Origin of the sequence: Chryseobacterium tagetis, assembly GCF_016735585.2 — a bacterium.
Lineage (GTDB): Bacteria > Bacteroidota > Bacteroidia > Flavobacteriales > Weeksellaceae > Chryseobacterium > Chryseobacterium tagetis.
In genome coordinates this window covers 902146-923510 of record NZ_JAERSE020000001.1, presented here as the reverse complement: position 1 = coordinate 923510, position 21365 = coordinate 902146, and the positions used below count along the sequence as shown (strand labels likewise).

General features: G+C 34.1%; 24 protein-coding genes. 11 read left to right on the top strand and 13 right to left on the bottom strand.

The genetic code is table 11. The annotated features are described in order from the left end of the window. Positions 1–157: 157 nt before the first annotated feature. The 5 genes from JI747_RS04045 (at position 158) to JI747_RS04030 (ending at position 2185) form a co-directional block, all read left to right on the top strand. Entirely contained in the window at positions 158–625 is a 468-nt protein-coding gene (locus JI747_RS04045) for a nucleoside triphosphate pyrophosphohydrolase family protein (RefSeq protein WP_225686446.1), read from the top strand. 1 nt (position 626) lies between these two features. Further along, positions 627–1190, top strand: a complete 564-nt coding sequence (locus JI747_RS04040) for a thioredoxin family protein (RefSeq protein WP_225686445.1) — start codon at positions 627–629, stop codon at positions 1188–1190. Between the two features lie 5 nt (positions 1191–1195). Continuing rightward, on the top strand, positions 1196–1801 hold the full coding sequence (locus JI747_RS04035; protein ID WP_225686444.1) for a DUF4230 domain-containing protein: 606 nt from the start codon (positions 1196–1198) through the stop codon (positions 1799–1801). Between the two features lie 10 nt (positions 1802–1811). Further along, entirely contained in the window at positions 1812–1937 is a 126-nt protein-coding gene (locus tag JI747_RS20355) for a hypothetical protein (protein WP_262904121.1), read from the top strand. A 62-nt stretch (positions 1938–1999) separates the two neighbouring features. Then, positions 2000–2185, top strand: coding sequence for a hypothetical protein (locus JI747_RS04030; protein ID WP_225686443.1), 186 nt, complete (start codon positions 2000–2002; stop codon positions 2183–2185). Positions 2186–2834: 649 nt separating this feature from the next. Here the strand turns inward: JI747_RS04030 and leuB are convergent. From leuB to JI747_RS04010, 4 genes are read right to left on the bottom strand one after another with little or no spacing between them, the layout of a single operon-like run. Further along, positions 2835–3956, bottom strand: a complete 1122-nt coding sequence (leuB, locus tag JI747_RS04025) for a 3-isopropylmalate dehydrogenase (RefSeq protein ID WP_225686442.1) — start codon at positions 3954–3956, stop codon at positions 2835–2837. Then, positions 3946–4545: a 3-isopropylmalate dehydratase small subunit gene (gene leuD / locus JI747_RS04020; protein WP_225686440.1), complete on the bottom strand. Its 600-nt coding sequence runs from the start codon at positions 4543–4545 to the stop codon at positions 3946–3948. The genes leuB and leuD overlap by 11 nt, the downstream gene beginning before the upstream one ends. A gap of 34 nt (positions 4546–4579) precedes the next feature. Further along, on the bottom strand, positions 4580–5962 hold the full coding sequence (gene leuC / locus JI747_RS04015) for a 3-isopropylmalate dehydratase large subunit (RefSeq protein WP_225686438.1): 1383 nt from the start codon (positions 5960–5962) through the stop codon (positions 4580–4582). Positions 5963–5992: 30 nt separating this feature from the next. After that, positions 5993–7156, bottom strand: a complete 1164-nt coding sequence (locus JI747_RS04010; protein ID WP_225686436.1) for a 2-isopropylmalate synthase — start codon at positions 7154–7156, stop codon at positions 5993–5995. A 147-nt stretch (positions 7157–7303) separates the two neighbouring features. Between JI747_RS04010 and JI747_RS04005 the strand changes: the two genes are divergently transcribed. Then, a complete protein-coding gene (locus tag JI747_RS04005) occupies positions 7304–8848 on the top strand; it encodes a hypothetical protein (RefSeq protein WP_225686435.1) in 1545 nt (514 codons plus the stop codon). A 156-nt stretch (positions 8849–9004) separates the two neighbouring features. On the opposite strand, the gene JI747_RS04000 is transcribed toward JI747_RS04005, so the two are convergent. Continuing rightward, entirely contained in the window at positions 9005–10192 is a 1188-nt protein-coding gene (locus tag JI747_RS04000; RefSeq protein WP_225686434.1) for a DUF4932 domain-containing protein, read from the bottom strand. 93 nt (positions 10193–10285) lie between these two features. Here JI747_RS04000 and thrS point away from each other — a divergent pair, with 93 nt between their 5' ends. The 5 genes from thrS (at position 10286) to JI747_RS03975 (ending at position 15031) form a co-directional block, all read left to right on the top strand. After that, a complete protein-coding gene (gene thrS / locus JI747_RS03995) occupies positions 10286–12223 on the top strand; it encodes a threonine--tRNA ligase (RefSeq protein WP_225686433.1) in 1938 nt (645 codons plus the stop codon). A gap of 156 nt (positions 12224–12379) precedes the next feature. Continuing rightward, entirely contained in the window at positions 12380–12880 is a 501-nt protein-coding gene (gene infC / locus JI747_RS03990) for a translation initiation factor IF-3 (RefSeq protein ID WP_185100065.1), read from the top strand. A 214-nt stretch (positions 12881–13094) separates the two neighbouring features. Further along, a complete protein-coding gene (gene rpmI / locus JI747_RS03985; RefSeq protein ID WP_034694453.1) occupies positions 13095–13292 on the top strand; it encodes a 50S ribosomal protein L35 in 198 nt (65 codons plus the stop codon). Between the two features lie 120 nt (positions 13293–13412). Continuing rightward, positions 13413–13757 carry a 50S ribosomal protein L20 gene (rplT, locus tag JI747_RS03980; protein WP_225686432.1) on the top strand — a complete coding sequence of 115 codons (345 nt, stop codon included), beginning with the start codon at positions 13413–13415 and terminating at the stop codon, positions 13755–13757. Between the two features lie 104 nt (positions 13758–13861). Continuing rightward, entirely contained in the window at positions 13862–15031 is a 1170-nt protein-coding gene (locus JI747_RS03975) for a M28 family peptidase (RefSeq protein WP_225686431.1), read from the top strand. Positions 15032–15082: 51 nt separating this feature from the next. Here the strand turns inward: JI747_RS03975 and JI747_RS03970 are convergent, their stop codons facing one another. From JI747_RS03970 to hisD, 8 genes are all read right to left on the bottom strand, one after another. Beyond that, positions 15083–15226, bottom strand: coding sequence for a hypothetical protein (locus JI747_RS03970; RefSeq protein WP_225686430.1), 144 nt, complete (start codon positions 15224–15226; stop codon positions 15083–15085). A 35-nt stretch (positions 15227–15261) separates the two neighbouring features. Continuing rightward, a complete protein-coding gene (gene hisIE / locus JI747_RS03965; RefSeq protein ID WP_225686429.1) occupies positions 15262–15849 on the bottom strand; it encodes a bifunctional phosphoribosyl-AMP cyclohydrolase/phosphoribosyl-ATP diphosphatase HisIE in 588 nt (195 codons plus the stop codon). Then, positions 15846–16598, bottom strand: a complete 753-nt coding sequence (gene hisF / locus JI747_RS03960; RefSeq protein ID WP_225686427.1) for an imidazole glycerol phosphate synthase subunit HisF — start codon at positions 16596–16598, stop codon at positions 15846–15848. The genes hisIE and hisF overlap by 4 nt, the downstream gene beginning before the upstream one ends. Next, complete coding sequence (gene hisA / locus JI747_RS03955) at positions 16591–17313, bottom strand: 1-(5-phosphoribosyl)-5-[(5-phosphoribosylamino)methylideneamino]imidazole-4-carboxamide isomerase (RefSeq protein ID WP_225686425.1); 723 nt, start codon at positions 17311–17313, stop codon at positions 16591–16593. Before hisA ends, hisF begins: the two co-directional genes overlap by 8 nt. Positions 17314–17315: 2 nt before the next feature. Next, a complete protein-coding gene (hisH, locus tag JI747_RS03950) occupies positions 17316–17894 on the bottom strand; it encodes an imidazole glycerol phosphate synthase subunit HisH (protein WP_225686424.1) in 579 nt (192 codons plus the stop codon). A gap of 1 nt (position 17895) precedes the next feature. Further along, positions 17896–18990: a bifunctional histidinol-phosphatase/imidazoleglycerol-phosphate dehydratase HisB gene (gene hisB / locus JI747_RS03945; RefSeq protein ID WP_225686423.1), complete on the bottom strand. Its 1095-nt coding sequence runs from the start codon at positions 18988–18990 to the stop codon at positions 17896–17898. A 61-nt stretch (positions 18991–19051) separates the two neighbouring features. Next, positions 19052–20086, bottom strand: coding sequence for a histidinol-phosphate transaminase (hisC, locus tag JI747_RS03940; RefSeq protein WP_225686422.1), 1035 nt, complete (start codon positions 20084–20086; stop codon positions 19052–19054). Further along, positions 20073–21365, bottom strand: coding sequence for a histidinol dehydrogenase (gene hisD / locus JI747_RS03935; protein ID WP_225686421.1), 1293 nt, complete (start codon positions 21363–21365; stop codon positions 20073–20075). The genes hisC and hisD overlap by 14 nt, the downstream gene beginning before the upstream one ends.

Sequence of the window (21365 nt, the reverse complement as noted above, 5' to 3'; positions counted from 1 at the left end):
AAAAAAATACCCCTATCGTTTAAATAGATCCACAGTCATGAGCTGTGGATTTTTTAATTGGAAGATACAGCAATTCAGCAGGATGAGATTTTATTCAGAGAAGCGTGGTAAATTTCTCAAAATCGTTTTTTATATTTGCTTTAAATAAAAAATATTCATGGATAAAATTGATAGTCTGAACCAGGTAGCAGAATTCCACACAACTTTCAAAGCCCCTATTTTAGATACGCCACAAATTCCTTCACCGGAAAGATGCAGCCTTAGAGTTGAACTTTTACAGGAAGAATTAAACGAATTGAAACAGGCGATCGCAGACAATGATATCGTAGAAATTGCTGATGCATTGTGTGATTTACAATATGTTTTAAGCGGTGCGGCACTGGAATTCGGACTTGGCAGCAAATTTGTAGAACTATTCAACGAAGTTCAGCGTTCCAATATGTCAAAAGCTTGCGACAATGAAGAACAGGCTCAGGAAACCGTTGAATTTTACAAAGCAAAAGACGTAGAATCATTTTATGAAAAATCGGGTGAGAAATTTAATGTGTACAGACAGGCAGATCATAAAGTCTTGAAAAACAAATATTATTCTCCAGCTGATTTGAAGACAATTATCGAAAAATAATATGAAAAAACTCATTACAAATGTTGCCGTGATTTCCTGTTTGGCTTTTACAGCTCAACACTTCATTGCTCAGAAAGTAGTCGTAAACCGCGAGGTTGAAACAACAAATGACGGCAAAATGCTTTTGGGAAACCAATTAAAAGAGCAGTTCCTGAAAGCACCATATGCAGACTGGTATGTGAAAGAGCATGATGAATATGCAATAGATCAGAAAGCAATTAATGATCTTAAAAAGGAGAAAATCAATTCCTATAATATCACGGTTTTCATGGGAACATGGTGTGAGGACAGTCATAGAGATTTCCCAAGATTGATGAAAATTCTGGAGGAAGTAAAATATCCTGATAATAAGCTTACGATTATTGCGGTAAACCGTAAAAAAGAATCTCCCACAGGAGACGAAGGCCGTTATAATATTCAGAAAGTTCCCACGATTATTGTAGAAAAATACGGTAAAGAAATCGGAAGAATCATAGAAATGCCTACGACAGGATATATCGAAAGAGATTTGGTGAATATTCTGAAGAAAGACGACCAGTCGGTAATCAATGAAATTTTAAAATAACAGATTTGAAAAATATCAGATTCATAATACCTTTCTCAGCAGGAGCCTTGTTGATGATCTTATTATTTTTTGGATTGAAATCCTGCCTGAATCTTGGAGGAAAAACAGAACAGTCAGATTATTATATTCTGACCAATCAGATTGCCAAAATGAATAAAATGGTGGTAATTGAGCAAGATTTTTCTACCATGCAGAAGACAAAAATGGGGTACGAATTTTTCGGAAAAGAAGTTTCAAGCAATAGCATCATTACTTATACCAAGACCAATGCACAGGTTTCTTACGATCTTAATAAAATGAAGATCAAGGTTGATTCAATCAATAAAAAACTCATTATTACTGATCTTCCGGAAGCGGACATAAGAATTACGCCCAGCGTGGAAATCCAGTCATTAGATGATTCTTTTTTCAACAGGATTTCTGAAAAAGATATCAAAAATGTGACACAAAAAGCAAAAGAAGCGGCTGCTAAGTCTGTAGATCAAAATAAACTGAGATCAGAAGGTCATAAACAATTGATGGAAAATCTGAATAGTATTTTCGTTTTAGCAAAGGCATTAAATTATAAAATTGAAGATCAGACAGGAAAAATTGGTATCTTAGGTCTTTAAAAATAAAACCATGGCAACAGAAAACGAAAAAACTTCTAAAAAAGAAGAAAATACAGAAATTAATCTTCCTAAGAAGGTTGAAAAAGAAGATCTTCCGAAAGCATCAACGAATAAATCAGGAAAAACCGGCGGTTAGTTCATTCCAATTTTCTTTTTGGCAAACCCTTTGAATGATAGTAACCATAAAAATGTAAAGTTATGGACACCAAAGGAAACGACAAAAACAAAGAATCTGCGAACAGTGCAGAAACGAAAAAGCAAAATCAGGATTTCCCCGATATTCCTGCTTCGTCAAAGAAAACGAATCCACCTGATATTGATGAAGAAGATGTTCAGAAATCTTCAAAAAACAAATCAGGAAAAACAGATAACACTGAAAAATAACAAAAAAATCCATCTTTCTAAGGTGGATTTTTTTGTTAATGGTGAATATTAAGATAGCAGGATTAATCTAAAATTTCAACAAGATTTTAAAATATCTAATTTTTAGGCATGTAAAAAATTAATAATTGATTTCTAAAGCAAAACTATGATTCTGTCATTCTGAATGTAACGCAGTGAAATGAAGAATCTAAGCTATCATGAGATTCTTCTTTCGTCAGAATGACAATGGTGTAAAATTGTGTATAGTCGTTTAAATTTTTATGGCTCTATTATTTTAAACGCAAAGTTTTATTAATTCAACTTTATATTTTTTTAGAAAGCAAAGGCAAATAAAATTTGCTTCGCGAAGCTCGAAAACCCAGCTTCATCCAATCAACTTGTTGATGATTCTTGGCTCACTTACTCTAATACGCAAGATAAATAGAAACTTTGCGTCAAAAACAAATGATGATTTTGTAATATTTAATCAAATTTAAAACAAGCTTTAAATAAAAAAAAGGTTTCAGCTCAATGAGCTGAAACCTTAAAAAAATATAAAAATAAAAGTCAAACACAATAATGAACTGACAGTGGTCAATTCGCTCCGCTCGTGAACTACCCTAACTATTTTGACTATTGACTTACGAAGCAAAATTGACAATTCACTTTATTATACAATCGTAGATTTTCCGATTTTCACATTCTCAAAATTATAATACGTCTTTTCGGAATATTTAATATAATCCGAAATAAAACTGCCCACTTCACTTGTAGAATAAGGCTGTTCTGCATTGAGGTCTATCGTAACATATTTGTTTTCTATCGCATGCTCTACAGATTCTCTTAACTTTTCAGCAGCATGATCCAGTTTTAAATAATCAAGCATCATGGCTGTACTTAAGATAGAAGCAATCGGATTGGCAATTCCTTTTCCTTTTGCCTGTGGATAAGAACCGTGAATAGGCTCAAACATGGCATTCCCATTCCCGATGGAAGCAGACGGAAGTAAACCGATAGAACCTCCAATTACGCTCGCTTCGTCAGAAATAATATCTCCAAACATATTTTCTGTAACGATCACATCAAACTGTTTCGGATTTAAAATCAATTGCATGGCTGCATTATCTACAAACATAAAATCAAGCTCTACATCCGGATATTCTGCTGCAATTTCCTTGCAGACTTTTCTCCATAATCTGGAGGTATCCAAAACATTGGCTTTATCAATTAAAGTCAGTTTTTTTCTTCGCTTTTGTGCTTCTTGGAAAGCCATGTGAATGATAGGTACAATTTCATCACGGTTATATTTACAAATATCATAAGCATAACCCGCTTCCTCATCCGTAAATTTTTCACCAAAATAAATCCCGCTCACCAGTTCCCTGAATATCTGAATATCAGCTCCTTCAATAATTTCTCTTTTCAAAGGGCTTTTTTCAATCAGAGAATTATACGTTTGTAAAGGTCTGATATTGGCGAAAAGTCCCAATTCTTTACGAAGTTTTAATAAACCCTGCTCAGGACGAACTTTTGCATCAGGATTATTATCAAAAGAAGGATCTCCAATGGCTCCAAAAAGGACAGCATCAGATTCCTTGCAGATCGCCAATGTTTCATCAGGTAATGGATTTCCCGTTTGGAAAATTGCTTCAGCCCCTACTAAGCCCTGTTTAAATTCAAATTTATAATGAAAAGCTTCGGCAATCGCATTTAAAATCTTAATGCTTTCATTCACCACTTCCGGTCCGATTCCGTCTCCTGGAAGAACGGCAATATTAAAATCAGTTTTCATATACTTTTTGTGTTTTTAATTCAAATTCCTGAATGGCTTGTTTTCTGCTGATTAAAAAGTCAATATCATCATAACCGTTGATCAGACATATTTTTTTATAAGAATCAATTTCAAAATTTTCACTTTTATCATTGAAAGTAATCGTTTGTTTCTCAACATCAATCAGAATTTCTTTTTCAGGATTTTCAGTAATGTCGGATAAAATTTCTTTTAAAAATTCTTCCGAAACCTTTACAGGCAATAATCCGTTGTTTAAAGCATTTCCCTTAAAAATATCGGCGAAAAAACTTGAAATAACAACTTTAAAACCATAATCTGTTAAAGACCAAGCCGCGTGCTCACGACTGCTTCCGCAACCGAAATTGTTTCCTGCAACAAGGATTTCACCGCTGTACTTTGGATTATTCAAAACAAAATCAGGATTGGGTTCATCCGTATGAACATTGTATCTCCAATCTCTGAAAAGATTATCTCCGAAACCGTTTTTATCAATACTTTTTAAAAATCTGGCAGGAATAATCTGGTCTGTATCTATATTTTCTACCGGCAAAGGAATGGCCCGGGATTTTATAATGACTAATTTTTGCATTGTGTTAAATTATTAATGTGAAATTCACCTTAAATTAGTTTTCAAAGACTGAAATTTTTCCTTCAATCGCAACCTTTGCCGCCATTAAAGGACTTGCTAAAATCGTTCTGGCTCCCTGTCCTTGTCTTCCTTCAAAATTTCTGTTGGAAGTTGAAACACAGTACTCTCCTTCCGGAATTTTATCGTCATTCATTGCTAGACAGGCAGAACAGCCCGGTTGTCTGATCTGAAAACCTGCCTCGTTGAAAATTTCATCTAATCCTTCTTCAAATATCTGTTTTACAACCTGTTGAGATCCGGGAACAATTAAAGCCTGAACATGTTCAGATTTACTTTTTCCTTTAATATAATTAGCTGCAGAACGAAAATCTTCGATTCTTGCATTGGTACAGCTTCCGATGAAAACATAATTCACTGCAATATCAGATAGTGCTTGCCCGGCTTTTAATCCCATATACTTTAAAGCCTTTTTTTCAGATTCATTCTGAGGATCCGGAATATTCTGGTTGATAGAAATACCCATTCCCGGATTGGTTCCGTAGGTAATCATTGGATAGATTTCTGATGCGTCGAAAGAAAACTCGGCATCAAAAACAGCTTCATCATCTGTTTTTAAGGTTTTCCAATACTCTAATTTCTCTTCCCATTCTTCCCCTTTTGGAGCGAAAGTTCTCCCTTTAACATAGTTGAAAGTGGTTTCATCAGGAGCAATCATTCCTCCGCGAGCACCCATTTCAATGCTCATATTACAAACCGTCATTCTGCCTTCCATCGACATTTCTTCAAAAACATTTCCGGCATATTCACAGAAATACCCAGTTCCGCTATCGGTTCCGACTTTTGAAATGATATATAAAATCACATCCTTAGGCTGAACATTTCTATTTAATTGACCATTTACGGTAATTCTCATCGATTTTGGTTTGTTCAGCAATAAACACTGGCTGGCAAAAACCTGCGCCACCTGACTGGTTCCTATTCCAAAAGCAATAGAACCAAAAGCGCCATGGGTAGAAGTATGGCTGTCTCCGCAAACAATACTCATTCCGGGTTGCGTAACGCCCAATTCTGGAGCAATAATGTGTACAATGCCTTGATATTGATGCCCTAAACCATACAATTCAATATTGTTTTTCTTGCAGTTTTCTGTGAGCTGCTCCACCTGATTTCTTGAAGAATCATCACGAATCGGTTTGTCCTGATCCAAGGTCGGAACATTGTGATCGGCAGTTGCTACAATTTGGTTAGGTCTGAAAATTTCTAAATTTCTAGATTCTAGCTCGGCAAAAGCTTGTGGGCTTGTTACTTCGTGAATCAGATGTTTGTCGATGTATATAATTTGAGGTCCGTCTGGAATAGTTTCTACAACATGAGCATCCCAAACTTTGTCAAAAAGTGTTTTTTTATTGTTGTTCATTTTAATTTTAGCACAGTTAAATCAATGATCCTACCCTATTTTTCTTGTCACTCTTTCGATGATGGAACTTAAATCATCATTATCGACTTCTTTTTTCATGTCAGCAACTTTCAAAAATTCCTGATATAAGAAGTCAAGTTCGTTTTTAGTAACATCCACACCAATATGTTTGAATCGGTAAGCCAAAGCAGAACGCCCGCTTCTTGCTGTCAATACAATCGTTGAAGCGTTTACACCTACTTCTTCCGGATCGATAATTTCGTAAGTTTCTCTGTTTTTAATCACGCCATCCTGATGAATTCCTGAACTGTGAGCAAATGCATTTGCACCAACTATTGCTTTATTGGGCTGCACAGACATTCCCATCAATTCAGAAACCAGAATACTCATAGGATTGAGCATTCTGGACTGAACGTCAGTATATAATTTTAAATGTGGATGCTGTCTAAGAATCATTACAACTTCTTCCAACGCTGTATTTCCTGCTCTTTCTCCAAGTCCGTTGATGGTACATTCGATCTGTCTGGCTCCGTTCACGATTCCAGCAATAGAATTTGCGGTTGCCATTCCCAAATCGTTATGACAGTGACAAGACAGGATTGCCTTGTCAATGCCTTTTACATTTTCTCTCAAATATTTTATTTTTTCGCCATACTCTTCAGGCAGACAATATCCGGTTGTATCAGGAATATTCAGAACTGTAGCTCCGGCTTTGATAACAGCTTCACAAACTTGTGCTAAATAATCGTTATCTGTTCTTCCTGCATCTTCAGCATAGAATTCCACATCTTCTACAAAGGTTTTAGCGTATTTTACAGCCTGAACCGCTCTTTCGATAATATCTTCTCTGTTCGAATTGAATTTGAATTTGATATGAGAATCAGAAGTTCCGATTCCTGTATGTATTCTTGGTCTTTTGGCGTATCTTAGGGCTTCTGCAGCAGTATCAATATCTTTTTGGTTGGCTCTTGTTAATCCGCAGACCTTTGCGTTTTTTACCAGCTTTGAAATCTCCGAAACGGAATGAAAATCTCCTGGGCTGGAAATTGGGAAACCAGCTTCGATAACATCTACACCGAGCTCGTCCAGTTTTTCGGCAATAATTAATTTTTGTTCTGTATTTAATTTACAACCCGGGACTTGCTCTCCATCACGCAACGTGGTATCAAAAATTTCAACTTTTTCGGAACTCATAATGAAGTTTTTATTTAATTTTGATTCAAAACTAGAAAGTTGAAAGGTTTTTGAATTTTCGTTTTTTATAAAAATTACAATACTCAAAATATTGATTTTTTATTCCAATAATTTGAGTATCATTATATTAAATTCCAAATATTTACAATGGCAGAATTGCAGAAAGATTTTTTATTTGTATTGATTAAGTCGTTAACGACCTCCGAAAAAAGGCAATTCAAGCTCTATGTAAACCGTCTCGGAATAAATGTAGATGCAAAATTTCTTCTCCTGTTTTCAGAAATTGATAAGATGAAAGAATATGATGAAAATATCATTCTTGATAAGAAAATTTCTACCAAACAACAATTATCCAATCTGAAGGCGCATCTTTATAAACAAATTCTGATAAGTCTGAGAATGAATCCAAGTCATCAGAATTACAGAATACAATTACGCGAGCAGTTAGATTTTGCGAATATTTTATATCAAAAAGGGCTTTATAAACAAGCGTTGAAGATTTTAGACAAAACCAAGCAGTCTGCTTTAGAACTGGACGAAAAAAGCATTGCATCAGAAATTATTGATCTGGAAAAGGTAATTGAATCTCAGTTTATTACGCGAAGTATTGAAGGACGCGCCGATGAATTGATACAACAATCTACGGAAATCAGCAAACAGAATCACTATGCCACAGAACTTTCTAATCTATCGTTGAAATTATATAGTGAAATGCTGACGCATGGATATGTGAAAAATAATGAAGACAGAGCTGAAATCATGGAAATCTTTAATGCTCAGATTCAGAAAATTAATTTTGAAAAACTGAATTTTACTGAAAAACTATGGTATTTTAAAGCCCATGTATGGAAAAATCAGTTGCTTCAGGAGTATAAATATACCTTGAAATATGCTTATCAATGGGTAGATCTGTTTCATAAAAATCCGGAGATGATCATGAGTCATCCGGTTTGGTATATCAAGGGCAATACTTACCTACTAAAAATCCTGTTTCTTTATGGAAATATTGATATTTTGGAAGAAAGTTTTAAAGATTTTAATAAAGTGGTTTCCTCTTCAAGTTTTGCTCAAAATGAAAACATACAATCTCTTGTTTTTCTGACTCATTATAATACTTTAATGAATATTCACTTTGTGAAAGGTGAATTCTTTTCAGGCTCCAAATTAATTCCAGAAATTGAACTGAAAATGGAAAGGCTTCGGGATAAAATAGACGAACACCATTTTATGATTCTTTACCTAAAAATGGCGGCAATGTTTTTTGGAAGTAAAAAGTTTAAAGAATCAATAAAATACTCATTAAAAGTAATTGAATCTAAAGGAAATGTACAGGAAGACTTACTGTTTCACACAAGGATTTTGATTTTAATGGCGAAACATGAGTCGGGAAATGATGAGGATTATGATGAATTTATAAAGGCGATATTGAAGTTTGCTAAAAAGATGAAAAAGCCGGATGAATTCCATTTCGAAAGCATTACATTTTTCAAAAACCTGAATAATTTGACGCCAGATAAGCAATTGGACTCCTTTAGAGAGTTTGATAAAAAATTAGAAGTCTTTGCCGGGAATGAATATTACCGGAGATCTTTGTTTTATATAGATATTCACGGGTGGGTAAAATCTAAAGTGAGAAATGTGGATGTCATTGAAATTATTAAGGAAAAAGTGAGGTATAAGAGAAATCATTGATTTTCTTATAGCAACGTTTTATTTTGAACCATTAAGGAATTAAGGTAAATGAAGAAAATCAAATGGCTAAATAGATTTTATAGCATAAAGGCTTTCAACTTAATTTTCTTAATTCCTTAATGGTTAAATAAATTATCAAAAAAAATGCTTTAAAGATTACTTTTTCACTTTCTCCAGTTCAGAATTTATAAAATCAATATTGCTGTTTTCAAAAACTTCAAGTAATTGCGGGACAAAATCACCAAAAGTTTTGTATTTCGCTCTGTTGGAGTTATACTCTTTTATTTTCTCTTCCAATTTAGGCAAAAAGATGAAATTGTTCTTTAAATGATATTCTTCAAGTTTTATTGCTCTTTCAAAATCTTTCTGAATTTTTGCGGTTTGAATTTCTCCCAGTCTTACCAGATGTTCAGCTACACACGTTTCATAATCTCCGTAACCACCGATTTTAATCATGGTTTCCTTCAAATTTGATTTCTCAAACAATTCTTTAAACTTCTGAAGTTTTTCGGAATGTTTATAGACTTCCTTATTGACAAATGAATGTCCAAACTCATGTACACTTAAAAACCTCGCCTGAAACTGGTTATCGTATCCGAATTGTCCTGCTTTTTCAACTTTCACAAAAGGACTTGCGATCTCATAAATATTTTTCGCGCCGGATTTTAGAACAAGATCAGTTCCAATTCCCCTTCCTTCTCCGTCAGAAATAGGCCACATCATCATGGGTGAAATGAGAATAACATACTGATTGAATGTTTCACCATAAAACTGCTCCATTGCGTTGGTAAAACCTGCAGGAATCTGTTTATTATATTCATTTATTGCACCTTGGTAAAAGTCTTTATTTTCATTGAAAAACGCTCCTATTTTCTCTTGGGTATAAAATTTTGAAAGTTCATTAAGATAGTTTTTAATTAAAAGAGTTACTTCTTCATTTTGTTCTTTATTTAAGCGGAAAAACTCAAATTCATAATCATTTTTCCAATCTTTTGAAGGGAATTCCTGATGGTACACTAATGATTTCATCAGAGCATCATTCCCCAAACCGTATTTTTCCATGATGACATCATTAAGTTCTGCTGTAGCTACAGAAATGGGAGCGTTTTTTAAATGTCCGAATTTATCTAATGCTTTTTTAACGATGGGTTGATAGCCTGAACAATCTTTAATTTTATATAATTCAAAGTCTTTATTGTTTCTTCTATGCCCTGCTGAAAGGATTTCTGCAAGAAAATAGGTTTCAATGTTTTTGTTATAAGTGACCGAAAATTTTGAAGTATTCTTCTGAGAAAAACTGAATATAGAAATGATAATAGTGAATGTTGAAAATATTTTTTTCATTATTTAATATTAATTCTGGGTTTAAGTATATGCGAATATAGTATTTTAACTAAAAAATGCGTATTTTTGCATCTTAAAATTTCTTAGTAAACAATGATAAAAATTACACTTCCAGACAATAGCGTCAAAGAATTCGAGGCGGGAGTTACTCCGCTAGATGTGGCAAAATCTATAAGCGAGGGATTGGCTAGAAATACCATCTCCGCAGTTGTAAACGACAAACAAGTAGAGACAACCACGCCTATAACCACGGATTCTACGGTACAGCTGTTGACTTGGAACGATGATCTTGGAAAGAAAGCTTTCTGGCATTCTTCTGCCCACCTTTTGGCGCAGGCTATCCTTGAATTTTATCCTAACGCTAAGTTGACAATCGGTCCTGCAATCGAAAAAGGATTTTATTATGATGTAGATTTCGGTGACGAAAGTTTGTCTGATAAAGATTTTGAAAAAATTGAAAAAAAGGTTTTAGAAAACGCTAAAAAAGGTTCTACATTCTCTTTGTATCCGGTTTCTAAAGAAGAAGCTTTAAAAGTGTATGCAGATAATCCTTATAAGGTGGAATTGATTTCTAATCTTAATGATGGAGAAATCACTTTCGTTACACACGACGATTTCACAGATCTTTGTCGTGGAGGACACATTCCGAACACAAGTATTGTGAAGGCAATGAAGATTTTAAATGCAGCAGGAGCTTATTGGAGAGGAAATGAAAACAATCCTCAATTAACGAGAGTTTATGGTATTTCTTTCCCAAAACAGAAAGATTTAACAGAATATCTAGAGCTTTTAGAAGAAGCTAAAAAAAGAGATCACAGAAAATTAGGTAAAGAACTGGGAATTTTTGCTTTTTCTGAAAAAGTTGGTCAGGGATTGCCTTTATGGTTACCAAAAGGAGCTGCTTTGAGAAAAAAATTAGAAAATTTCCTTTCTGAAGCTCAGAAAAAAGCAGGGTACGAGTTTGTAATTTCTCCGCACATCGGAGCAAAAGAATTATATGTAACTTCAGGACACTGGGATAAATATGGAGCAGATAGCTTCCAGCCTATCAAAACTCCGAATGAAGGAGAAGAATTTATGCTGAAGCCAATGAACTGTCCGCATCACTGTGAAATTTATAAAACCTCGCAATGGAGCTACAGAGACTTACCTAAAAGATATGCCGAATTTGGTACGGTTTACAGATATGAGCAAAGTGGTGAGCTTCACGGCTTAACGAGAGTTCGTGGTTTTACTCAGGATGATGCACATTTATTCTGTACTCCGGATCAGTTGATGGATGAATTTAAGAAAACGATCGATTTGGTTCTTTATGTTTTCGGTTCATTAGGTTTTGCTGATTTTACGGCACAGATTTCATTAAGAGATCCGAATAATAAAGAAAAATATATCGGAACCGATGAAAACTGGGAGAAAGCTGAAAATGCAATCGTAACCGCTGCTACTGAAAAAGGATTAAATACAGTAACTGAATACGGTGAAGCGGCATTCTACGGTCCTAAACTGGATTTCATGGTGAAAGATGCTTTAGGAAGAAAATGGCAATTAGGAACCATTCAGGTAGATTATAACTTACCGGAAAGATTCGATCTTTGGTATACTGGAAATGATGGAGAAAAGCACAGACCGGTAATGATTCACAGAGCGCCATTCGGTTCTATGGAAAGATTTATTGCGATTTTAATTGAAAATACAGCAGGAGATTTCCCATTGTGGCTAGCCCCAGATCAGTTCATTATCTTGCCAATCAGTGAGAAATATGTAGATTATGCTAAAAAAGTTTCTCAATTATTGGAAAATCACGATATTAGCGGATTAATTGATGACAGAAACGAGAAAACGGGTAAAAAGATCCGTGATGCAGAATTGAAGAAGATTCCATTCATGATTGTAGTGGGAGAAAATGAAGAAAATGATGGCACAATTTCTGTAAGAAGACGTGGTGAAGGAGATTTAGGAGCAATGAGTATCGAGAACTTTGTCACTTATTTTAAAGAACAGTCAAAAACAGGATTTGAGTTTAAAGCTTAAATCTAAAAAATATCATTCTGAATAAATTATTAAACTTAATTTTCATTCAGAATGATTTATATAAAATAGAAAGTTAACCAATAAAATTATAATACAATAGCACAAAGATTTAACAACAGGGGCCCACAAAGACGTCCTGTACAGGAGGACTTACACTTGATCAACGATAAAATTCGTGTGAGAGAGCTTCGTTTAGTGGGCGATAACGTAGAGCCGGGAATTTATCCAATTGACAAAGCAAGACAAATTGCTGCGGAACAAGAATTGGATCTAGTAGTAATTTCCGATAAGGCAGAACCGTTTATTGCAAGAATATTAGAATACAAAAAATTCTTATATGAGCAAAAGAAAAAGCAAAAGGAACTAAAAGCTAAGCAAGTAAAAGTGGTTGTAAAAGAGATCCGTTTCGGACCTCAGACTGATGAACACGATTACGAATTCAAGAAAAAGCATGCTGAAAAATTCCTTGAAGAAGGTTCAAAATTAAAAACCTACGTATTTTTTAAAGGACGTTCGATTATCTTTAAAGATCAGGGAGAAATCTTGCTTCTAAAACTGGCTCAGGAACTTGAGCACGTTGGAAAAGTAGACCAGCTTCCTAAGCTTGAAGGAAAGAGGATGATTATGATGATGAGTCCTAAAAAACCAGCAAAATAATTTAAAAAAAGATTTCAGTAGTATCAATATCTACTGATTGAGCCATATAAAAAGAGATTTCTTTTAGAAGTCTCTTTTTTCTGTATTGAAAAGCGCAAAATATTACACTAAAGCGTGTTCATATATCGATTTTTTTTCTTAATTTTGCAGACTATTATTCCTATTATAGGGAACCACTACAGATATTGATAACAAAACAATAAAAAGCAAAACAATGCCAAAATTAAAAACGAAATCAGGTGCTAAAAAGCGTTTTGCTCTTACTGGAACAGGTAAGATCAAAAGAAAAAATGCTTACAAAAGCCACATCTTAACTAAGAAAGAAACTAAGCAGAAGAGAAATCTTACTAGCACTTCTTACGTAGCTAAAGTGGATGAGAAAAGCGTTCAACGTCAATTAGCAATTAAGTAGTTTTTATAAATCTATATTCGGTTTATAAGAATTCAAACAAATTCAACAATTTAACCCTGAAATGGAGCAACTAAGAGTAATGAAACAATTACCGCACATTTCAAAAAAACAATTTAAATTATGCCAAGATCAGTAAATGCAGTAGCTTCAAGAGCTCGCAGAAAGAAAATTTTAAAGCAAGCTAAAGGTTTTTTCGGTAGAAGAAAGAACGTTTGGACGGTAGCTAAAAACGCGGTAGAAAAAGCAATGCAATATGCTTACCGTGGTAGAAAAGAGAAGAAAAGAAACTTCAGAGCACTTTGGATCACTCGTATCAACGCGGGAGCTAGAGTACACGGAATGTCTTACTCTCAATTTATGGGAGCTCTTAAAAAGAACAACATTGAGCTTAACAGAAAAGTTTTAGCAGATTTAGCAATGAATCACCCTGAAGCTTTCAAAGCAGTTGTAGATCAAGTAAAATAATGTAAAATTTTTGTTATCAATATAAATCCCGGGTTTTTTGCTCGGGATTTTTTTATTATCTACATTTGTCCTTTATTAATAACGTTTAAAATCGAGGATTTCCAGTGAAAAAGATCAGTACTCTCCTATTGTTATCAGTTGTCGGGTTTTGCAGTAAGGCACAAAGTTTTATTCAGGCTTATCAAACGAGGGCCAATCAGGTTTCTCAGACGAATGTCACGACTCTTTTGCAGGAGTTTGGTAATCTAGGAGTGAAAACTACCGGTTCTACGGCAAATACCAACGCACTGGATTGGCTTAAAACAAAATACCAGTCATTCGGCTACGATGCGAGTCAGATTACAGAAGATTCTTTTACCTACGGAAGCTCTACGTCAAAAAACCTGATTATTACTAAAACAGGAACTTTATATCCAAATATCTATGTGATTATCTGTGGGCATTACGATACGATAGTAGGACCTGGTGTAAGTGATAACGGAAGTGGAACTTCGATAATGCTTGAAGCTGCAAGAATTCTGAAAGACGTTCCTACGGAATATTCTATTAAGTTTATTCATTTTTCAGGAGAAGAACAAGGTTTGGTGGGTAGTACTCATTATGTTAATAATGTGGTATTCCAGAATAATGTTCGCCAGTTGAACTTACGGGTAATATTTAATATTGATCAGGTAGGTGGGAAAATAGGAAATACAAACAATACAATTAATTGTGAAAGTGATCAGAGCGGACAAACCGGAAATGATGCGGCTTCGTTATCGTTTACTCAGCAACTAGCAACTTGTACGACATTATATTCGCCGCTTCAAATCAATATGTCAAATGCGTATTCTTCAGATTATATGCCTTTTGAAAATAAAGGAGATATTATTACTGGTTTTTATGAAACAACAAGAAGCTACAATGAACATACGGTAAATGATACTTTTGCCAATGTAGATCCCACTTATGTTTATAATGTAGGAAAAGCTTCTGTTGGAGCACTTCAGCATTTTGCAATCGCAAGTACAACATCATTGTCAACATCTGATATTTCGATCAATACACTGGATGCTGTGAGAATTTATCCTAATCCGGCAAAAGATATTTTAAATATTGAACTTCCTCATGATATTAAAAATTTTCATTTTGAGGTTACAGATTTATCCGGAAGATCTTTGTTTACAACAGAAAATGAAACAAAGATCAATGTTTCAATGCTCAAGAAAGGAGCTTATTTAGGGATTATCAAATCTGAAGGTAAAACTGCTGTGAGAAAGTTTTTAATTAAGTAAAATATTCTATATAAAAAAGAAAGGAGCTAATTATAATTAGCCCCTTTCTTTTTATCCTCCTGTAGTACCGCTCTTTGCGGCTCCGTTATTAGGTACTTTTCCTCCACGTGTTCCTCCTTTCTGGCTAACTGATTTTAGATTATCTTCCTCATTATTGATTAACTGAGGATTTTCCTTCTTTTCGTTTTCTGACATGATAATTAGTTTTTAATAAGATATAAAATTACAGTTTATTTATTGCGATTCAATAATATTTCCTCAATATTTTCTAAACTAATATTTTTAGCTTTTAACAGAATTAAATAATGATAAAGTAAATCAGCTGCTTCATTTTTAAATAAATCATCATTGTTATCTTTTGCTTCAATGACTAGTTCTACCGCTTCCTCTCCTACTTTTTGAGCTACTTTATTCATTCCTCTCTGAAATAATGAATACGTATAAGAATCTTCCACTTTTTCATCAATTCTTTGGTTGATTTTCTCTTCTAATTCATAGAGAAAACCTTTCGGATTTTTATCTCCAAAGCAACCGAAACTTCCGGTATGACAAACTACACTTTTAGGAACAGCTCTAATTAAAATCGTATCGTTATCACAATCAATTTCAATATTTTTTACCGTTAAAAAATTGCCTGATTCTTCCCCTTTTGTCCAGAGTCTGTTTTTTGAACGGCTGAAAAACGTGACAATTCCTTCGTTTTTAGTCTTTTCAAAGGCTTCTTCATTCATATAGCCTAACATGAGAACCTGTAATGTTCTGTCATCCTGAATAATGACAGGAACTAAGCCTTCGCTTTTATTAAAATTTATGTTCATCGTACTGCAATTTTTTTAGATTTCAATTCATTTTTCAAATCCTGAATTTTCACTTCTCCAAAATGAAAAATACTTGCCGCCAAACCGCCTGTTGCTTTTGTTTCATTAAAAACGGTTTCAAAATCTTCAATTTTTCCTGCGCCACCAGAAGCAATGACCGGAATATATACGTTTTCGGAGATCAGTTTTGTAATTCTTAAGTCAAAACCATTTTTAGTTCCGTCACCATCCATTGAAGTTAAAAGAATTTCTCCTGCTCCTAATTCCTCTGCTTTTTTTGCCCAATCCAACGTTTTTAAACCCGTAATTTCCCTTCCTCCTTTCACATGAACCCAATCTGAACCATTAACAAATTTTGTATCAATCGCGACAACGATACATTGGCTTCCAAATTCGTTGGATAACTCCGAGATTAATTGTGGATTTTTAACCGCAGAAGAATTGATGCTTATTTTATCTGCTCCGGCTTCCAGTAATTTTCTTACGTCTTCAACGGCTGAAATTCCGCCTCCTACAGTAAAAGGAATACCTAGCTCTTTTGCAATTTCTTTTACCAATTCTACAAAAGTTTTTCGTTCTTCTATTGTAGCCGTAATATCCAGGAAAACCAGTTCATCTGCACCATCTTTTTCATATTTCTTTGCCAGCTCAATGGGATTTCCGGCATTTCTCAACCCTTCAAAATTGATTCCTTTTACTGTTGTTCCGTCTTTGATATCCAAACAGGGAATGATTCTCTTTTTAAGCATTTTCAATCAATTTTTGCAGTTCTTTCAACTCAATTCTTCCTTCATAAATCGCTTTTCCGATAATCGTTGCGGAACACCCGATTTTTTTCATCTCATAAACATCTTCAATACAAGAGATTCCGCCACTTGCGACCAACTGAATGGAAGTTTTCCTTAAAATTTCTTTGTATAAATCGGTTGAAGCTCCTTTCAACATTCCATCTTTTGAAATATCGGTACAGATTACATTTTTCACTCCTTTTTGCTGATATTGAAGAATAAAATCAATGACATCCTGATTACTTTCTTCCAGCCAGCCTGAAGTTTTTATTTTTCTATTTTCACAGTCGGCTCCGAGAATAATTTTTTCTGAACCGTATTTTTTAATTAAGTCAAAACAAAACTTCGGATTTTGCATAGCAATACTTCCGATCGTAATTTGTTTTGCTCCTGAATTAAAAGCGATTTCTATATCTTCTAACGTCTTTAAGCCACCGCCAAAATCAATTTCTAAAGAGGTTTCTCTGGCAATATTTTCCAATACTTTTTGATTGATAATATGCTTGGATTTTGCTCCATCCAAATCAACCAAGTGCAGAAACTTAATTCCAAAATTTTCAAATTCTTTGGCTACTTCTACTGGATTTTCATTGTATATTTTTTTTGTTCCGTAATCTCCTTTTGACAGACGGACACATTTTCCGTCGATAATATCAATTGCAGGGATAATTCGCATGGTTAAAGTTTTAAAAAGTTATTTAATAACTGACTTCCTATTCTGCCTGATTTTTCAGGGTGAAACTGCATCGCATAAAAATTATCTTTTTGCAAAGACGCGCTGAAAGGCAATATGTAATCACAAACAGATGTTGTATTCTCTGAGAGCTCACAATAGTAGCTGTGAACAAAATAGACATCATCACCCTCTTTAATTCCAGAAAAAACAGAGGATCTAAAATCTGAAATCGTATTCCATCCCATCTGAGGAACGATATCTATCGCAGGAAATCTTTTTACATTAATATCAAAAATTCCCATCCCTACAGTGTTTCCTTCTTCATTGTTTTTACACATCAGTTGCATTCCTAAACAAATTCCTAAAACCGGCTGTTTTAACGTAGGAATTAATTGGTCTAACCCTTTTTCTTTTAAATTGTTCATAGTAGAAGATGCTTCTCCAACTCCCGGGAAAATCACTTTATCTGCCTTTTTAATCAGCTCAAAATCATCCGTAATAATTGATTCTGCTCCTAATCTGTTTAAAGCATTCTGTACGGAATTGACGTTTCCGCCGTTGTATTTTATAATCGCTATCATGCTATAGACTTCCTTTTGTTGAGGGTAAATTAAAATTCTGATCGGATTGATTAACCGCCATTTTGATTGCTTTTGCGAAGGCTTTAAAAATAGATTCAATCTTGTGGTGTTCATTTTCTCCTTCTACTTTAATATTCAGATTACACTTAGCAGAATCTGTGAAAGATTTAAAGAAATGCTCAAACATTTCAGTCGGAACATCTCCGATTTTTTCACGTGTAAACTCAGCGTTCCAAACCAGCCATGAACGTCCTCCGAAATCAAGAGCGACTTGCGCTAAACAATCGTCCATAGGAAGCAGAAAACCATATCTTTCAATCCCTTTCTTCTTTCCCAACGCTTTTAGAATAGCTTCTCCTAAGACAATTCCCGTATCTTCAATCGTGTGATGCTCATCTACCTGTAAATCTCCATTCACTTTAATTTTCAGGTCTAAATTGCCGTGTCTTGAAATCTGTTCCAACATGTGATCGAAAAAATGTAAACCGGTTGAAATGTCAGAATTTCCGTTTCCATCAAGATTTACTTCAATTTTAATATCGGTTTCATTGGTTTTTCTTGATACTTTAGATTTTCGGGGAATTTGTTTTAAATATTGGTAGATTTCATTCCAATTTTCAGTTGTTAATTCTGCATTTTCATTCTGAATCTTGTTAATGAAAATTACTTTTGAGTTTAAATTTTTCGCCAGTTGAATATCTGTCAACCGATCTCCGATCACAAATGAATTTTCAAGATCATAATCTCCGTAGATATATTTTCCCAACATTCCGATTCCGGGCTTTCTTGTAGGTAAATTTTCACTTTCAAAGCTTTTATCGATCAGAATGTCATTAAAAATAATTCCTTCATTTTTAAACGCTTTTAGTATCTTTTCATGAGGTTTTATAAAATCTTCATAGAGAAAACTCTCTGTTCCCAACCCATCCTGATTGGTTACTATGACCAGTTCAAAATCAAGTTCCTTCGCAATTTTTGAAAGATTCTGAAAAACTCCTGGATAGAATTCCAGTTTTTCTAAAGAGTCAACCTGAAAATCTGTGGATGGTTCTAAAATTAAAGTTCCGTCACGATCTATAAACAATACTTTTTTCATTTCTAAATAATTGTCAATCTGTTATTTTTCTACTTTATCAAACCTTATAGGTTTTAAAAACCTATAAGGTTTGGCACTGTTTTAAAACTTGAATTAATTGAGTATTTTCTTCCCGATTTCCAACATTAATTCTGATACAGTTCGGAATTTGCGGACTTCTTTTGCTAGTCAGAATTTCATTTTCCAATAGCTTTTCATAGATTTTTTCTACGTTTTCAAATTCGATTAAAAAGAAATTGGCATCTGTCGGATATATTTTTTTAATACATTTTACAGACTGAAATTCATTTTTAAGCCAGGCAATTTCATTTAAAGTATTTTTTATATTTGAATTTACAACCTCTTGTTTACTAATTATTTCAACTATTTTATTTAAACTTAATGAATTGACATTATAAGGAGCTTTTACTGTATTGATCAGCTTAATAATTTCTTGTGAAGAATAAGCAATCCCAACTCTTGTTCCTGCCATTCCCCAAGCTTTTGAAAACGTCTGAAGAACGATCAGATTAGGATATTTATCTAATAATTCTGTACAGGATTTTTTTCCTGAAAATTCGATATAAGCTTCATCGACCACTACAATCCCCTTGAAATTTTGAATATAAAATTCAATATCTTCTATAGAATTTCCGGTTGGATTATTCGGTGAGCACAAGAAAAATATTTTGGATTTAAAATCATTTGAAATGGTAAGAAAATCATCTTTTACGATCTCAAAATTTTCATTTAAATCTAGTTTGATGACTTTATTTTCATTGATAGACGCATAAAATCCATACATCGCAAAAGAAGGATTCATCATTAATATTGAATCTTTTTTCGGCTCGCAGAAAACTTTTATGATTAAGTCAATCAATTCATCACTTCCATTTCCGACTGCAATCTGACTCGCCGAAATATTTTTGATCTCAGAAAGCTTTTGTTTTAGTTCTTTCTGCGTAGAGTCCGGATAGCGGTTCAGTTCTCCAAACGGACTTTCATTGGCATCCAGTAAAACCGGGTTTTCAAATTCATTATTATCTCTGAAACTGATGTATGGCTGCAGTTCTAAGATATTTTTTCTTACTAATGTATTGATATTAAACTCTTTCATTTTCTTTTTTTAATCTGATACTTACGGCATTTTTATGAGCAAATAATCCTTCTGCTTCTGCCATGATTTCTATTGTTTTTCCTAAATTCTGAAGTCCTTCTTTGGATAGATTCTGAAATGTGATTTTCTTTACAAAGCTGTCTAAAGAAACTCCGCTGTAATTCTTTGCAAATCCGTTGGTTGGAAGCGTATGATTAGTCCCGCTTGCATAATCTCCAGCACTTTCACAAGAATAATTTCCAAGGAAAACAGAACCTGCATTTTGAATTTTTGGAATATAATTTTCAAAGTCTTCCAATGCCAAAATCAAGTGTTCCGGAGCATATAAATTACTGAATTCAAATGCTTCTTCCAAGGTACTTAATAAAATGAAATGACTGTTTTTAAGGGCTTCTTTAGCCAATTCATTTCTGGGAAGCTCTTTAAGCTGTTTTTCCGTTTCTTCAATCGTCCGGTTAAAAATTTCTTCATCTGTTGAAAGAAAAACTACCTGACTGTCACTTCCGTGTTCCGCCTGAGAAAGCAGATCTACGGCACAGAATGCAGGAATAGCTTTTTCATTTGCAATAACCAAAACTTCACTCGGTCCTGCAGGCATATCGATGGCTACATTATAATTTTGAGCAAATTCTTTCGCGGCTACAACATACTGATTTCCGGGCCCAAATATTTTATAAACATTAGGGATACTTTCTGTTCCTAAAGTCATTGCTGCAATTGCCTGTGCTCCACCTACTTTAAAAAGTTGAGTCACTCCGCAAAGTTTTGCGGTATATAAAATTGCCGGATTAATATTTCCGTTTTTATCTGGAGGAGTACATAAAATGATTTCTTTACAACCTGCTAACTGAGCAGGAATGGCAAGCATAAGAACTGTAGAAAATAAGGGCGCTGTTCCTCCCGGAATATAAATTCCAACCTTTTCTATAGCTCTGTTTTCTCTCCAGCAAACGACTCCTTTTGTAGTCTCAATTTTTTCTTTTTCAGTATTTTGGGAAGCGTGAAATGCTGTGATATTTTCTTTTGCCTGCTGAATAGCTTGTTTTAATTCATTACTAATCTGGTTTACTGCATTTTCTATTTCTTCTTCCGAAATTTTTATATTTTGGATTTCTGTTCCATCAAATTTTTTATTAAAATCAAGTAAAGCCTGATCTCCGTTTTTTTCAACTTCATTAAAAATCACAGCAATTAATTCTGTGAGTTTCTCTCTTTGTAAAACCGGTCTTTTTACTAATTTCGACCAGTTTTCTTTTTGAGGATATCTATTAATTTTCAT

What these genes read in the sequence shown, in the direction of transcription:
- JI747_RS04045 (WP_225686446.1), top strand. Translation starts at nt 158, where the DNA reads ATGGATAAAATTGATAGTCTGAACCAGGTAGCAGAATTCCACACAACT.
- JI747_RS04040 (WP_225686445.1), top strand. Translation starts at nt 627, where the DNA reads ATGAAAAAACTCATTACAAATGTTGCCGTGATTTCCTGTTTGGCTTTT.
- JI747_RS20355 (WP_262904121.1), top strand. Translation starts at nt 1,812, where the DNA reads ATGGCAACAGAAAACGAAAAAACTTCTAAAAAAGAAGAAAATACAGAA.
- JI747_RS04030 (WP_225686443.1), top strand. Translation starts at nt 2,000, where the DNA reads ATGGACACCAAAGGAAACGACAAAAACAAAGAATCTGCGAACAGTGCA.
- leuB (WP_225686442.1), bottom strand. Translation starts at nt 3,956, where the DNA reads ATGAAAACTGATTTTAATATTGCCGTTCTTCCAGGAGACGGAATCGGA.
- leuD (WP_225686440.1), bottom strand. Translation starts at nt 4,545, where the DNA reads ATGCAAAAATTAGTCATTATAAAATCCCGGGCCATTCCTTTGCCGGTA.
- leuC (WP_225686438.1), bottom strand. Translation starts at nt 5,962, where the DNA reads ATGAACAACAATAAAAAAACACTTTTTGACAAAGTTTGGGATGCTCAT.
- JI747_RS04010 (WP_225686436.1), bottom strand. Translation starts at nt 7,156, where the DNA reads ATGAGTTCCGAAAAAGTTGAAATTTTTGATACCACGTTGCGTGATGGA.
- JI747_RS04005 (WP_225686435.1), top strand. Translation starts at nt 7,304, where the DNA reads ATGGCAGAATTGCAGAAAGATTTTTTATTTGTATTGATTAAGTCGTTA.
- JI747_RS04000 (WP_225686434.1), bottom strand. Translation starts at nt 10,192, where the DNA reads ATGAAAAAAATATTTTCAACATTCACTATTATCATTTCTATATTCAGT.
- thrS (WP_225686433.1), top strand. Translation starts at nt 10,286, where the DNA reads ATGATAAAAATTACACTTCCAGACAATAGCGTCAAAGAATTCGAGGCG.
- rpmI (WP_034694453.1), top strand. Translation starts at nt 13,095, where the DNA reads ATGCCAAAATTAAAAACGAAATCAGGTGCTAAAAAGCGTTTTGCTCTT.
- rplT (WP_225686432.1), top strand. Translation starts at nt 13,413, where the DNA reads ATGCCAAGATCAGTAAATGCAGTAGCTTCAAGAGCTCGCAGAAAGAAA.
- JI747_RS03970 (WP_225686430.1), bottom strand. Translation starts at nt 15,226, where the DNA reads ATGTCAGAAAACGAAAAGAAGGAAAATCCTCAGTTAATCAATAATGAG.
- hisIE (WP_225686429.1), bottom strand. Translation starts at nt 15,849, where the DNA reads ATGAACATAAATTTTAATAAAAGCGAAGGCTTAGTTCCTGTCATTATT.
- hisF (WP_225686427.1), bottom strand. Translation starts at nt 16,598, where the DNA reads ATGCTTAAAAAGAGAATCATTCCCTGTTTGGATATCAAAGACGGAACA.
- hisA (WP_225686425.1), bottom strand. Translation starts at nt 17,313, where the DNA reads ATGCGAATTATCCCTGCAATTGATATTATCGACGGAAAATGTGTCCGT.
- hisH (WP_225686424.1), bottom strand. Translation starts at nt 17,894, where the DNA reads ATGATAGCGATTATAAAATACAACGGCGGAAACGTCAATTCCGTACAG.
- hisB (WP_225686423.1), bottom strand. Translation starts at nt 18,990, where the DNA reads ATGAAAAAAGTATTGTTTATAGATCGTGACGGAACTTTAATTTTAGAA.
- hisC (WP_225686422.1), bottom strand. Translation starts at nt 20,086, where the DNA reads ATGAAAGAGTTTAATATCAATACATTAGTAAGAAAAAATATCTTAGAA.
- hisD (WP_225686421.1), bottom strand. Translation starts at nt 21,365, where the DNA reads ATGAAAATTAATAGATATCCTCAAAAAGAAAACTGGTCGAAATTAGTA.